12 protein-coding genes are annotated in these 12,247 nt (G+C 73.1%); 9 read left to right on the top strand and 3 right to left on the bottom strand.

The window, feature by feature from the left end; all coding sequences use genetic code 11:
- Positions 1-74: 74 nt before the first annotated feature.
- Positions 75-2,891 carry a DEAD/DEAH box helicase gene (locus tag IEZ17_RS24750; RefSeq protein ID WP_189303647.1) on the top strand — a complete coding sequence of 939 codons (2,817 nt, stop codon included), beginning with the start codon at positions 75-77 and terminating at the stop codon, positions 2,889-2,891.
- A gap of 91 nt (positions 2,892-2,982) precedes the next feature.
- Here the strand turns inward: IEZ17_RS24750 and IEZ17_RS24745 are convergent, their stop codons facing one another.
- Positions 2,983-4,095 carry an LLM class flavin-dependent oxidoreductase gene (locus IEZ17_RS24745; protein WP_189303645.1) on the bottom strand — a complete coding sequence of 371 codons (1,113 nt, stop codon included), beginning with the start codon at positions 4,093-4,095 and terminating at the stop codon, positions 2,983-2,985.
- A gap of 308 nt (positions 4,096-4,403) precedes the next feature.
- Here IEZ17_RS24745 and IEZ17_RS24740 point away from each other — a divergent pair, with 308 nt between their 5' ends.
- The 7 genes from IEZ17_RS24740 (at position 4,404) to IEZ17_RS24710 (ending at position 9,791) form a co-directional block, all read left to right on the top strand.
- On the top strand, positions 4,404-5,594 hold the full coding sequence (locus IEZ17_RS24740) for an amidohydrolase/deacetylase family metallohydrolase (RefSeq protein ID WP_189303642.1): 1,191 nt from the start codon (positions 4,404-4,406) through the stop codon (positions 5,592-5,594).
- Positions 5,591-6,019 carry a hypothetical protein gene (locus tag IEZ17_RS24735; RefSeq protein WP_189303641.1) on the top strand — a complete coding sequence of 143 codons (429 nt, stop codon included), beginning with the start codon at positions 5,591-5,593 and terminating at the stop codon, positions 6,017-6,019. The genes IEZ17_RS24740 and IEZ17_RS24735 overlap by 4 nt, the downstream gene beginning before the upstream one ends.
- A complete protein-coding gene (locus tag IEZ17_RS24730; protein WP_189303639.1) occupies positions 6,016-6,381 on the top strand; it encodes an SFCGS family glycine-rich protein in 366 nt (121 codons plus the stop codon). Before IEZ17_RS24735 ends, IEZ17_RS24730 begins: the two co-directional genes overlap by 4 nt.
- A complete protein-coding gene (locus tag IEZ17_RS24725) occupies positions 6,378-6,713 on the top strand; it encodes a DUF4312 family protein (RefSeq protein ID WP_189303637.1) in 336 nt (111 codons plus the stop codon). The genes IEZ17_RS24730 and IEZ17_RS24725 overlap by 4 nt, the downstream gene beginning before the upstream one ends.
- Positions 6,714-6,748: 35 nt before the next feature.
- On the top strand, positions 6,749-7,594 hold the full coding sequence (locus tag IEZ17_RS24720) for a DUF4311 domain-containing protein (RefSeq protein WP_189303635.1): 846 nt from the start codon (positions 6,749-6,751) through the stop codon (positions 7,592-7,594).
- The gene (locus tag IEZ17_RS24715; protein WP_189303633.1) at positions 7,591-8,283 is read left to right on the top strand and encodes a DUF4310 family protein; all 693 of its coding nucleotides are present in this window, start codon (positions 7,591-7,593) and stop codon (positions 8,281-8,283) included. The genes IEZ17_RS24720 and IEZ17_RS24715 overlap by 4 nt, the downstream gene beginning before the upstream one ends.
- A 68-nt stretch (positions 8,284-8,351) precedes the next feature.
- On the top strand, positions 8,352-9,791 hold the full coding sequence (locus IEZ17_RS24710; protein ID WP_189303631.1) for a DgaE family pyridoxal phosphate-dependent ammonia lyase: 1,440 nt from the start codon (positions 8,352-8,354) through the stop codon (positions 9,789-9,791).
- 156 nt (positions 9,792-9,947) lie between these two features.
- On the opposite strand, the gene IEZ17_RS24705 is transcribed toward IEZ17_RS24710, so the two are convergent.
- Entirely contained in the window at positions 9,948-10,805 is an 858-nt protein-coding gene (locus IEZ17_RS24705; RefSeq protein WP_189303629.1) for a siderophore-interacting protein, read from the bottom strand.
- Between the two features lie 79 nt (positions 10,806-10,884).
- On the bottom strand, positions 10,885-11,799 hold the full coding sequence (locus tag IEZ17_RS24700; protein ID WP_189303794.1) for a 5'-3' exonuclease: 915 nt from the start codon (positions 11,797-11,799) through the stop codon (positions 10,885-10,887).
- 112 nt (positions 11,800-11,911) lie between these two features.
- Here IEZ17_RS24700 and IEZ17_RS24695 point away from each other — a divergent pair, with 112 nt between their 5' ends.
- A complete protein-coding gene (locus IEZ17_RS24695) occupies positions 11,912-12,187 on the top strand; it encodes a glycine betaine ABC transporter substrate-binding protein (RefSeq protein ID WP_229852605.1) in 276 nt (91 codons plus the stop codon).
- The last annotated feature ends 60 nt before the right edge of the window (positions 12,188-12,247 follow it).

Genomic DNA, 12,247 nt, shown 5'->3' with positions numbered 1-12,247 from the left:
CCGGGTGAGCCGGGTAAAGGCCCGCCATAAAGATCGGGTCGTTGTCAGAGGTGGCCGGTAGGCTCGTAAGCACGATGACCGAGGACATGTCCCCTGCTGAGCGCTATGCCGCCGCCAAGCTCCGGGCGGCCGAGCAGGCCACCGCACTCGCCCCTTTCCGGGAGCTGTACGACTTCGAGCTGGACCCGTATCAGGTCGAGGCGTGCCAGGCCCTGGAGGCCGGTAAGGGTGTGCTGGTCGCTGCTCCCACCGGATCCGGCAAGACGATCGTCGGCGAATTCGCCGTCCACCTGGCCCTGGAGCAGGGCCGCAAATGCTTCTACACCACGCCCATCAAGGCGTTGTCCAACCAGAAGTTCCAGGACCTGGTCAAGCGCTACGGCCCCGAGAAGGTCGGCCTGCTGACCGGCGACAACAGCGTCAATGGCGATGCCCCGGTGATCGTGATGACCACCGAGGTCCTGCGGAACATGCTCTATGCGGGCTCGCAGTCGCTGGTGGGCCTGGGCCATGTGGTCATGGACGAGGTGCACTACCTCTCCGACCGGTTCCGCGGCGCCGTCTGGGAAGAGGTGATCATCCATCTTCCCGAGTCGGTGACGCTGGTGTCACTGTCCGCGACGGTCTCGAACGCCGAGGAGTTCGGGGACTGGCTGGACACGGTCCGCGGCGACACCGCGGTGATCGTCTCCGAGCACCGCCCGGTGCCCCTGTGGCAGCACGTCCTCGCGGGCCGCCGGATATACGACCTCTTCGAGGAGCGGGACGGGCAGAGCGGCGGCCGGCGGGAGGTCAACCCCGATCTGGAGCGGCTGGCGCGGATGGAGAACAGCCGGCCCACCTTCGGCCGCGACAAGCGCCGCGGGCGGAACATGCGCGAGGCGGACCGCGAGCGCGAGCGGCGCCAGCGGGCCCGGATCTGGACGCCGAGCCGGCCCGAGGTGATCGAGCGGCTCGACAACGAAGGGCTGCTGCCCGCCATCACCTTCATCTTCAGCCGCGCCGGGTGCGAGGCGGCCGTCCAGCAGTGCCTGTATTCCGGCCTGCGGCTCAACGACCAGGAGGGCCGTGAGCAGGTCCGCCGGATAGTCGAGGCCCGGACGGCCGGCATCCCGGACGACGACCTGCACGTGCTGGGCTACTTCGAGTGGCTGGAGGGCCTGGAGCGGGGCATCGCGGCGCACCACGCCGGCATGCTGCCGACGTTCAAGGAGGTCGTCGAGGAGCTGTTCGTCAAGGGCCTGGTCAAGGCCGTCTTCGCCACCGAGACGCTGGCGCTGGGCATCAACATGCCTGCCCGGTCGGTGGTGTTGGAGAAGCTCGTCAAGTGGAACGGCGAGCAGCACGCCGACATCACGCCCGGCGAGTACACCCAGCTGACCGGCCGCGCCGGGCGCCGCGGTATCGACGTCGAGGGCCATGCGGTGGTGCTCTGGCAGCGCGGCATGAATCCGGGCGCGCTGGCCGGTCTCGCCGGGACGCGGACGTATCCGCTGCGCTCCTCGTTCAAGCCGTCGTACAACATGGCGGTCAATCTCGTCTCGCAGTTCGGGCGGCACCGTTCGCGGGAGCTGCTGGAGATGTCGTTCGCGCAGTTCCAGGCGGACAAGTCGGTGGTCGGGATCTCCCGGCAGGTGCAGAAGAACGAGGAGGGACTGGCCGGATACCGCGGCTCGATGGTCTGCCACCTCGGCGACTTCGAGGAATACTCCCGGCTGCGGCGGGAGTTGAAGGACCGCGAGACGGAGCTGGCCAAGCAGGGCGCGGTGCAGCGGCGGGCGGCGGCAGCGGCGGCGCTGGAGAAGCTGAAGCCCGGCGATGTCATCCATGTGCCGACCGGCAAGTACGCGGGCCTGGCGCTGGTGCTGGACCCGGGCATGCCCTCGGGGCGGACCAACGGCCATCGCGGCTTCGACGCCCAGGACGGGCCCCGGCCGCTGGTGCTGACCGCCGAGCGGCAGGTCAAGCGGCTGGCCTCGATCGATTTCCCGGTGCCGGTCACCGCGCTGGACCGGATGCGGATCCCGCGCACCTTCAACGCCCGCAGCCCGCAGTCGCGGCGCGATCTGGCGTCCGCGCTGCGCACCAAGGCCGGTCATCTGGTGCCCTCGCGGCACCGCAGGCCGCGGGCGGAGGCGGCCGACGACCGGGAGATCGGCCGGCTGCGGACGGAGATCCGGGCGCATCCCTGCCATGGCTGCGACGAGCGCGAGGACCACGCCCGCTGGGCGGAGCGCTATCACCGGCTGCTGCGGGACACCCGCCAGCTGGAGCGGCGGATCGAGGGGCGTACGAACACCATCGCGCGCACCTTCGACCGGATCTGCGCGCTGCTGACCGAGCTGGACTACCTCGAAGGCGACACCGTCACCGACGAGGGCCGCCGGCTGGCCCGGCTCTACGGCGAGCTGGACCTGCTGGCCAGCGAATGCCTGCGTGCGGGGGTCTGGGAGGGCCTGGGTCCGGCGGAGCTGGCGGCCTGCGCCTCGGCGCTGGTCTACGAGGCGCGGCAGGCGGACGACGCGGTGGCGCCCAAGCTGCCGGCCGGCAGGGCGCGGGACGCGCTGGCGGAGATGGTCCACATCTGGGGCCGGTTGGACGCCCTGGAGGAGGACCACAAGATCAGCCAGGCGGAGGGCGTCGGCCAGCGCGAGCCGGACCTCGGCTTCGCCTGGGCCGCGTACCGCTGGGCCTCCGGCTTCGGTCTGGACGAGGTGCTCCAGGAGGCGGACATGCCCGCCGGCGACTTCGTCCGCTGGTGCAAGCAACTGGTGGACGTCCTCGGGCAGATCGCGACGGCGGCACCCCCCGAGGGCACGGTCGCACGGTCCGCCCGCAAGGCCATGGACGGGGTGCTGCGCGGGGTCGTGGCGTATTCGTCGGTGGGGTAGCGGCGGGCCGGCCGGTTCGTACGGCTGTGGTGCCGGGCCGTCGCGGCGGGATGCGTCGCGACGGCCCGGCCATGGCCCGCCCGGACAGGCCCTACGAAGCCGGCTCGGCCGCCGTCCGCTCCGCGTCCCGCTTGGCGACCTCTTCCCGGACGAGCGGGATGACGTACCGGCCGAAGTCGATGGCGTCGTCGAGGAGGTCGTAGCCGCGGGCGGAGAGGACGCTCACGCCCAGGTCGTAGTAGTCCAGCAGGGCCTGGGCCACGGTCTCCGGTGTGCCGACCAGGGCGGTGGAGTTGCCGGCGCCGCCGGTCTCCGCGGCGGTCGGCGTCCACAGCGCACGGTCGTGCCGCTCGCCCTCGGCGGCCACCGCCAGCAGCCGCTGCGAGCCGGCATTCTGAGGGCTCGTCAGCGGATGGCGGCGGCTCGGCGGGCCGCCCGCCTTGCGCGCCTTGATCCGGCCGAGGGTGCGGTGCGCCTTCTCCCAGGCCAGCTCCTCCGTGGGCGCGATGATCGGCCGGAAGGCGACCTGGATCCGGGGGACGTCGCTGCGGCCGGCCGCCTGCGCCGCCGCTCCGACCGAGGCGATCTGTTCGGCGGTCTGCGCCAGCGGTTCGCCCCACAGGCAGTAGATGTCCGCCTCGGCGCCGCCCGCCGCGTACGCCGCGGGCGAGGAGCCGCCGAACGAGACCTGCGGATGCGGCTGTTGGACGGGGAAGGTGTCGCTGACGAAGTCGTGGAAGCGGTAGTGGGTCCCCTCGTGGTCGAAGGGCTCGTGGGTGGTCCAGATCTTCTTGACGATCCGGATGTACTCGCGGGTGCGGGCGTAGCGCTCGTCCTTGGTGAGGGTGTCGCCCTCGCGGCGCTGCTCGTGGTCGTTGCCGCCGGTGATGAAGTGGACGGCGAGCCGGCCGTCGCTGATGTGGTCCAGGGTGGCGAAGGTCTTCGCCGCGAACGTCGGGTAGGAGACGTTGGGGCGGTGCGCGACCAGGATCTGGAGGGTGTCGGTCCGGGCGGCGACATAGGCGGCTGCCGGGGAGGGGTCGGGGGAGCCGGATCCGTACGCGAACAGGACCCGGTCCCAGCCGTGGTCCTCGTGGGCGCGGGCGAGCTTGAGCGTGTACTCCTTGTCGAAGGAGACGCCGGATCGGGGGGTGACTTCGGATCCGTCGTTGGTCGCGGCGATGCCGAGGAACTCGACAGGCATGGGTACGGCCTCGTCTTCTCGTGAAAGGTGCCTGGGTGTCGGTGGCGGGGTCGAGAAGTCAGCGGCAACAGGAGGCCGACCACACACGACCGAAGTCGATGTGGTCCCGGGTGACCAGCCGTTGCCGAGGTCGCATGCAGCCAGTGGAACAGGCAGATCCATGCGTCGTCAACCATTTACCGGACAAGGGCCCCGCGCCGGACCCGCGGCCAGGGCCTGGTTTGCCGGGGCCGCACGGCGTGCATCTCTCCCTACGGAAGGTCCCCGCGGAAGGCACGACGCGACGCTCGCAGCGAAAGGCCGCCGGTATGCCCGCAACCATGCCGCCGTCCCCGCCCGGTCCCGACGCCCGATGTGAACTGCTGCTGCGCGGCGGGGTGTTGGCCGACCCGGAGGCCGGGACGCTGACGCCGGGCGAGCTGGCCGTCGCCGGCGGGCGGATCGCCGCGGTCGGCGCGCCCGGGACGCTGTCCGCGGCGGGCGCCGAGGTGTACGACGCGAGCGGGCTGCTGGTCACCCCGGGGCTGATCGATCTGCACGCCCATGTCTACGGAGGGGCAACGGATCTGGGGCTCCCGGCCGACCGGGCGGGGATCGAACGGGGCGTCACCACCGTTGCCGATGCGGGGAGTTGCGGCAGCGACGACTGGGCGGACTTCGCCGCGTCGGTCGTCGCACCGGCCGGCACCCGGGTACTGAGCTGGCTCAATGTCGCGCGGCACGGGCTGGTCGGAGGGAACGGTGAACTGGCGGGCGGGGCGGCCGATCTGGATCCCGATGCCACCGCCGGCATTCTGGCCCGGGAGCGGGGGACGGTGCGCGGGCTCAAGGTGCGGATGAGCCGCTCGGCGCTCGGCGGCAGCGGCCTGGCACCGCTGCGGGTCGCCCGTGAGGTGGCGCAGGCGTGCGGGGTGCCCGTGATGGTGCATGTGGGGAACGGGCCGCCGGCGCTGGGCGCGGTGCTGGATCTGCTCGGGCCGGGCGATGTGGTCACCCATGCGTTCCATGGGAAGGCCGGCGGGCTGTTCGGGGGCGGCCCGGAGCCGCTGCCGCAGGTGCGGGCGGCGCTGGAGCGGGGGGTGCGGCTCGACGTGGGGCACGGCAGTGCGAGCTTCGCGTTCGGCACGGCGGAACGGGCGCTGGCGGCGGGCATCCGGCCGTACACCATCAGCACCGATCTGCACCTGCGGAACGCGGCGGGACCCGTGCACGACCTGACCACCACGATGGGCAAGCTGCTGGCGCTGGGGATGCCGCTGCCGGAGGTGATCCGGTGTGTCACCGCCCGGCCGGCCGAAGTGCTGGGAAAGGACGGGGAGTTGGGGACGCTGCGGGTCGGGGCGGTGGCCGATCTGACCGTGCTGGAGGTGGGTGCGGCGGCCGGGCCGCGGTGGCTGGTCGACGCGGCGGGGGACCGCCGGGGGTCGCGGCGGTGGCTGATGCCGGTCGCGGCCGTACGCGCGGGGCGGCTGGTGCCGGTGCGGGAGGCCGCCGAATGACGGGCATGGAGCGGGTCGCCGCCCTCGTCGAGCGGCTGGCCGCCGTTGTGGCGGCCGGCGATGACCCGGTGACGGAGGCGGACCGCCGGGACCTCGCCCGGCTGCTGCCGCTGATCGCGGAGCGGGCCGCCGCGGAGCGGCTCGCGTTCGACGACGAGCGCGGGCTGGCGTTGGCCGTGCACGCCCTCGGGTTCGTGCGGCGGGTGCGGTGCGGCCACCACCTGGATGCGCTGGACGCCGCGCTGGCCGAGGAGCTCGCGCCGCGGCTGCTGGCCGCGGCCCGTACGGCGATCGACACGTATTGCGCGCCCCTCGGCTTCTGCGCCCGGGACGCCGAAGTCCTGCTGCTGGCCCTGCACTTGGCGATGGCCCGGCAGGGCGGGCCGGGCAACCGGCCGACTCCACGACAAGGGAGCACCGCATGACAGTCAAGATCGTGATCGGGCACCGGCTCGGCAAGGGCCAGGCGGTCGCCGACGGCATCCGGGCGGCGGGTGCCGTACCGGTGCTGATCCCGGGGCCCGGTGCGGACATGAAGGTCGGCGACGTGATGGCCGCCGAGGGGGCGGCGCTCGGGATCTCGTTCTGCGGGAGCGGCGGCGCGGGGGCGGTGACCGCCCGGACCCGGTACGGGCACGACATCGCGTTCGGGCTGCGCTCGGCCCAGGCCGGGGTCACCGCCGTACAGGAGGGCCGGACGGTGCTCGGCTTCGGGTTCCTGGACACCGAGGAGCTGGGTTACCAGGTGGCCGAGGCGCTGCTGCGGAAGCTGGGGGAGCCGGCGTGAACGAGGAGCGGCGCACGGTCCGGGTCAGCGGCGGCGGGCCGACCCGGGAGCGGGCGTTCGCCGCCGCGCTGCACCAGGTCTCCGCGGCGGTCGGGAAGGCCGTGGACGGGGTCTGCTACCGGGTCGAGCCGCTGGCCGTGGAGGTCGTCTCGGCGGTCGAGCACCGGTGGACGGAACGGTTCCTGGGGCTGCTGTTCCCCCGGGAGCGCCGGCGGTACGAGCTGACGCTGCGGATCGAGGTGCGGGTCGCCGCGCTCGATCCGGACGCCATCGCCTTCACCGTCCGCGAGGAGCGGCTGACGCTCCTTCAGCACGCGCTCCGCATGAGGTGAGGACACCCGTATGACCTGAGGTGAGGACACCTGTGATGAGCAGCCTCCTGTACGCCGTCGGGCACACCACCGTGAGCATCGCCCTGGGCCGGACGGCCACCGTCGCGCTGGAGTCGATGGTCATCGGCGCCCTGATCGGCTTCGGGGCGGGCGCCGGCGTGGCCCGGATGTTCCACGCGCCCACCGTGCAGGGCATGGGCGCCTTCCGCACCCTGGGCGAGCTGAACGCCTGCGAGAACGACCCCGCCGCGCACTTCTCCTTCGGGCTCGGCTTCTTCTTCCACGCCTGGGCGAGCGCCGTCGGCACCGGTGCGCTGACCTCGGACGTGGACCACCGGATCGTTCCGCACGGGGCGGCGGCGCTGTCCATGGCCCGGCGCGGCAGCCGGCGGGCCGCCGGGACGCTGCACGACCCGCGGCGGATGGCGGTGGTCGGGGCGGCCGTCGGCCTCGTCCTGGTGACCGTGCTGAACACCACCGCGGCGGCCGTTCCGCACTCCTTGCAGCAGGTCGCCGCGGACGTCCTGGGACCGGCGTCGGCGTGGCTGATCAACCCGGTGATGCCGGTCGTCTTCTGGATGGCGGCAGTCGACGCGGGGCGGCGCACCGGCGGCTGGGGCACGGCGCTCGGCGGGCTGGCGCATGTGGTGATGGGCAACGCGGTGCCGGGCATCGTGCTCGGCATCGTCGTCGGCAAGGGCGTCGACGAGCTGGGCTGGACCCGGGTCACCAGGGTGCTGTGCGGGGCGGTGGTGGCGCTGTTCGCGGTCAGTGCGGTGCTGCGCGGTGTCGATCTCCAGCTGCTGCACCAGATGCACGCCGACGTGCCGCGGTGGCTGCGGCAGATACACCACTGCACCGGTACCGGACCGGCGACGTGAGGAGGCGCGGAGCGAGGGGGAAAGGGCCACGGGACGCCCCCGGGGAAGGGGGCTTCTGGCTCTCCGAAGGGGCCTTTCCGCTCTTCGCGGCGTGTCTGGCGGCGGGCATCTTCGCCGGGACGCAGCTGTACTACGTCCACCGCACCGGCACCTTCAGCGATGTCGCGGTCACCGCGCTGCTCAAGGCCGGTATCGACACCGGGAGTTACGGCGCGGCGGCGGCCTTCGGCGCGGGCTTCCTCTTCGCCCGGGTCGTCGAGGGGCCGATGGTCGGCATCCTGGACATCGGCGGCTCCCTCCAGACCGGCGTCGGCATCGGCATCCCGGCGCTGCTGCTGGCGGCCGGGGTCACCGCCCCGCTGGAGCACTTCTGGCTGGCGGTGCCCACCGGGGCCGTACTGGGCGCGCTGATCGGTGCGGTCGTCCTCGCGGTCCGCCGGGCCACGGTGCACTCCGCCGGCGGTGGCGGGTCGACCTTCGGGGCCGATGTGATGATGGGCGCCGGCAATGCCGCGGGACGGTATCTCGGCCCGCTCGTCATCATCGCCGCGGCCACCGCGTCGCTGCCGGTGGGCCTGGGCGCCACGCTCGGGGCGGCGCTCTTCTACCGGTGGCGCAAGCCGCTCACCGGTGGGGCGGTCCTCGGCGCGATGCTCTTCGGGGTGTTCTTCCCGATCACGGGGAAGTGAGGGAGAGGACAAGGGAGTCGGTCCGGCCCGGCGCACCGACCACCACCGCTGACGGAAGGCACCCCACCATGAGCACCCTCCACGAGGACCTGGGCGTCACCCCCGCCATCAACGCCGCCGGCAAGCTGACCGTGCTCGGCGGCAGCAGGCTCGACGAGGCGGTGATCGCCGCGATGGGCGAGGCGGCCCGCAGCCATGTGGTGATGGACGATCTGCTGGCCGCCGCGGGCCGGGAGCTGGCCCGCGCCACCGGTACGGAGGACGCCTGCCCCACCACCGGCGCCGCCGCCGGGATCGCCATCGCGGTCGCCGCGCTGATCGCCGGTACGGACCCGGCGCGCATCGAGCGGCTGCCGGACGCCGGCGACGCCCCCGACGAGGTGGTGCTCCAGAAAGGGCACGCGGTCCACTTCGGCGCCCCGCTGACCCAGATGATCGCCCTGGGCGGCGGCCGTCCCGTGGAGGTCGGCAGCGTCAACGCGGTGCGTCCCGAGCACCTTTCGGCCGCCGTCACCGAGCGCACCGCCGCGCTGCTGTACGTCCAGTCGCACCACGCGGTGCAGAGCGGCGAGGTGCCGCTGGAGATGGTGGTGGCGATCGGGCGGGCGCACGGGGTGCCGGTGATCGTGGACGCGGCGGCCGAGGAGGACCTGCGGTACTGGCCGGCCACCGGCGCCGACCTGGTCGTCTACAGCGGCGGCAAGGCCATCGGCGGCCCCACCTCCGGACTGGTCTGCGGGCGGGCGGAGCTGATCGCCGCCTGCCGCGCCCAGTACGGGGGCATCGGCCGTCCCATGAAGGTGAGCAAGGAGGCCGTGTTCGGCCTCGTCCAGGCGGTGCGGGCGTACGACGGGGCCGGCGGCGCGGATGCGGCCGGGCGGGCGGCGGCGCAACGATCCCGGATGGCGCGGCTGGTGGCGCGGCTGGACGGGCTGCCGGGGGTGTCGGCCCGGGTCGTACGGGACCCGGCCGGGCGGGGTATCCACCGCGCCGAGCTGACCATCGATCCGGAGGCGGCGGGGCGGGACGCGGCGGGCCTGGCGGCGGAGCTGGCGGCCGGCGACCCGCCGATCTTCCTGAGGGGGCATCACATGGCGGCCGGGCGGCTGGCCGTCGACCCGCGCCCGCTGACGGCCGACGAGGAGGAGCAGGTGGTGGCGCGGCTCACCGGGATCCTGACCGGGGCCGCGCCGGTGGCGGAATCGGACCCCGGGGACGAGGTGGTCGAATGCCGCCTGGTCGTCACCGAGCCGGCCGGGCTGCACGCCCGCCCCGCCGCCGTCTTCGCGCAGACCGCGGGCCGGAGCGCGGCGGTGGTGACCGTCCGCCGCGCCCGGCCGGGGTCCGGTCCCGGGGGCGGCTCCCGGGAGGTCTCGGCGCGCAGTGTGCTGTCGCTGATGTCGATCGGCATCCGCTGCGGCGAGGAGATCGTGCTCAGCGCACGGGGTCCCGAGGCGGCGCAGACGCTGGCCGAACTGGCCGAGATCGTGGCGCCCCGGCACCGCTGACCACCCCGGCCCGCCGCCGCACCACCGCCCGCAGGCCCAGGAAGACCAGGACGCCGAAGGGGGAGAGCAAGGCGGGCTGCGCGGCCCGGCGTTGAGCCGCGCCGCGGGAGGGGGAGAGCAGGGGGCGGGAGGGGGAAAGCAGTAGGGGGAAGGGAGTCAGGAGGCGAGTGCCGTCGGCGTCTCCTGCTCGGCCTCCACCTGCTGGTTCCATTCGCGCTTGCCGGCCTGCCAGCCGTCCTCGTCCTGGCCGGTGCGCCAGTAGCCGGAGATCGACAGATCCTCGCGCGGGACGCCGCGCTCGATGCGCAGCAGCCGGCGCAGCTCCTTGACGAAGCCCGCCTCACCGTGGACGAACGCCTGGACCTGGCCCTCCGGGAACGTCAACGCCCGTACGGCGGCGACCAGTTCACGGCCGACCGGGGCGGCGCCGCGGTGCAGCCAGGTGATCCGGGCGCCGGCCGGAGCGGTCAGCTCCTGCTGCTCCTCAGGGCCCGCGACCTCGATGAAGGCGTGCACCGCGGCGTCCGCAGGCATGCCGGCGAGCGCCGCCGCGATGGCCGGCAGGGCGCTCTCGTCGCCGGCCAGCAGATGCCAGTCGGCGGCGGGGTCCGGGGCGTAGGCGCCGCCGGGGCCGAGGAAGCCGATCTCGTCGCCCGGCTGGGCGGCCACCGCCCACGGCCCGGCCAGTCCGGTGTCCCCGTGCACGACGAAGTCCACCGCGAGCTCGCGCGCCGCCGGGTCCCAGGAGCGCACGGTGTACGTACGCGTCCTGGGCCACTGGTTGCGCGGCAGGTCGGCCCGGATCCGGGCCATGTCGAACGGCTCCGGGTAGCGGATGTGCGGCAGCGGGAAGACCAGCTTGATGTAGTGGTCGGTGAACTCGCCGGCGGCGAATGCCGCCAGTCCCTCGCCGCCCAGGACCACCCGCACCATGTGCGGGCTCAGCCGTTCGGTGCGCCGTACCCGGGCGCGGTGGAGGGTGGGTGTTCTGCGGGCCGGACGCTCTGCTGCCACGGCAATCTCCCCTGACGCGGTCGACGACGGGTGGACCCGCTGGGTGCCCCCGTTTATTAGGTTTACCTAACCTAACAGCTCACCGCTGGAGCGTGCCGAGCAACCGCTGCAATGCGCCACCCAGCCCCCACTGCGCGGCCAGCGCCTCCAGCCGCTCCGGATCGGCCGGTTCGCCGGGCAGCGCCGGGTCGAAGTCCGGAACCGGTACGTCGGTGGCGACCCGCACCACCTTCGGCGCGACGTCCAGATAGGAGCCAGCCTCGGTGAGCCGAGCGCGCTGCGCCGGGGTGATCTTGCTGGCCGGGTCCCCGGCGGCGGCCCGGATCCCGGCCAGGTCGCCGTACGCGTCCAGCAGCTTGGCCGCGGTCTTCTCGCCGATGCCCACCACCCCCGGCAGCCCGTCGCTGGGGTCGCCGCGCAGCAGCGCCAGATCCGCGTAACCGGGGCCGTCCACCCCGTACTTCTCGCGCAGCAGCGCCCCGTCGGTGATCTGGAGGGTGCCGACGCCCTTGAGGGGGTACAGGACGCGGATGCCGCGGGCGTCGTCGACGAGCTGGAAGAGGTCGCGGTCGCCGGTGACGATGTCGACCGGGCCGTTCGCCCGCGCGGTCAGGGTGCCGATGACGTCGTCGGCCTCGTAGCCCGCCGCGCCGATCCGGGCGATGCCGAGCGCGTCGAGGACGTCCTCGATCACCGGGACCTGCGGGGAGAGGGTGTCCGGAATCTCTTCCTCGTCCGGCTCGGCGGAGCCGGCGGGGGCCTCCTCGGCGACCCGGTGCGCCTTGTACGACGGGATCAGGTCGACCCGCCACTGGGGGCGCCAGTCGAAGTCCATGCAGGCGACCAGATCGTCGGGGTGGTGGTCCTGGACGAGCCGGGCGATGAAGTCCAGCAGACCGCGTACCGCGTTCACCGGAGTGCCGTCCGGGGCTTTGACCGATTCCGGTACCCCGAAATAGGCGCGGAAGTAGAGGGAGGCGGTGTCGAGGAGCATCAGGCGTCGATTCACACCCCGCATGATGCCGTATGCCCCAAACGCGAACCGGACGTGAGCCGGATCACCGTTGTGTTTGCGCCGTATAAAGGCGGGCGGGCGCGCAGCCGGAGTGGTCCCGGTTGAGATCCACCGTGCGACCGGTGAAGGCGAGCCGACCTCGTCCAACAACCAGATCAAGCCGCTCGGCAACAAGAGCTTCCCGAAGAAGTTCCCGGAGTTCTACGGCTGGCTGAAGAACTGGAAGAGGACCCCCGACGAGCTCGGCGGCCTGGAGCAGGACATCCAGGAAGCCGGCAAGGGCAACGAGAACAAGGGCGTCGAGAAGTGGATCGGCGACCACCCCGGCATCGTCGACGAGATGGCCCCGGTTACCCCGGTCAAGTAGCACCGCTCAAGTAGCCCGGTTCCACGGGCATTTGGGTGGCGAGCCCCGCCCCGGCAGCAG

It is taken from the genome of Streptomyces albospinus (assembly GCF_014648695.1).
Taxonomy (GTDB): domain Bacteria; phylum Actinomycetota; class Actinomycetes; order Streptomycetales; family Streptomycetaceae; genus Streptomyces; species Streptomyces albospinus.
Note: the sequence above shows the minus strand (reverse complement) of the source record. Positions and strands in the feature narration are given on the sequence as shown.

Bases quoted from the DNA above. Each gene is read 5' to 3' on its own strand.
- IEZ17_RS24750 (WP_189303647.1), top strand. From the start codon at position 75: ATGACCGAGGACATGTCCCCTGCTGAGCGCTATGCCGCCGCCAAGCTC.
- IEZ17_RS24745 (WP_189303645.1), bottom strand. From the start codon at position 4,095: ATGCCTGTCGAGTTCCTCGGCATCGCCGCGACCAACGACGGATCCGAA.
- IEZ17_RS24740 (WP_189303642.1), top strand. From the start codon at position 4,404: ATGCCCGCAACCATGCCGCCGTCCCCGCCCGGTCCCGACGCCCGATGT.
- IEZ17_RS24735 (WP_189303641.1), top strand. From the start codon at position 5,591: ATGACGGGCATGGAGCGGGTCGCCGCCCTCGTCGAGCGGCTGGCCGCC.
- IEZ17_RS24730 (WP_189303639.1), top strand. From the start codon at position 6,016: ATGACAGTCAAGATCGTGATCGGGCACCGGCTCGGCAAGGGCCAGGCG.
- IEZ17_RS24720 (WP_189303635.1), top strand. From the start codon at position 6,749: ATGAGCAGCCTCCTGTACGCCGTCGGGCACACCACCGTGAGCATCGCC.
- IEZ17_RS24710 (WP_189303631.1), top strand. From the start codon at position 8,352: ATGAGCACCCTCCACGAGGACCTGGGCGTCACCCCCGCCATCAACGCC.
- IEZ17_RS24700 (WP_189303794.1), bottom strand. From the start codon at position 11,799: ATGCTCCTCGACACCGCCTCCCTCTACTTCCGCGCCTATTTCGGGGTA.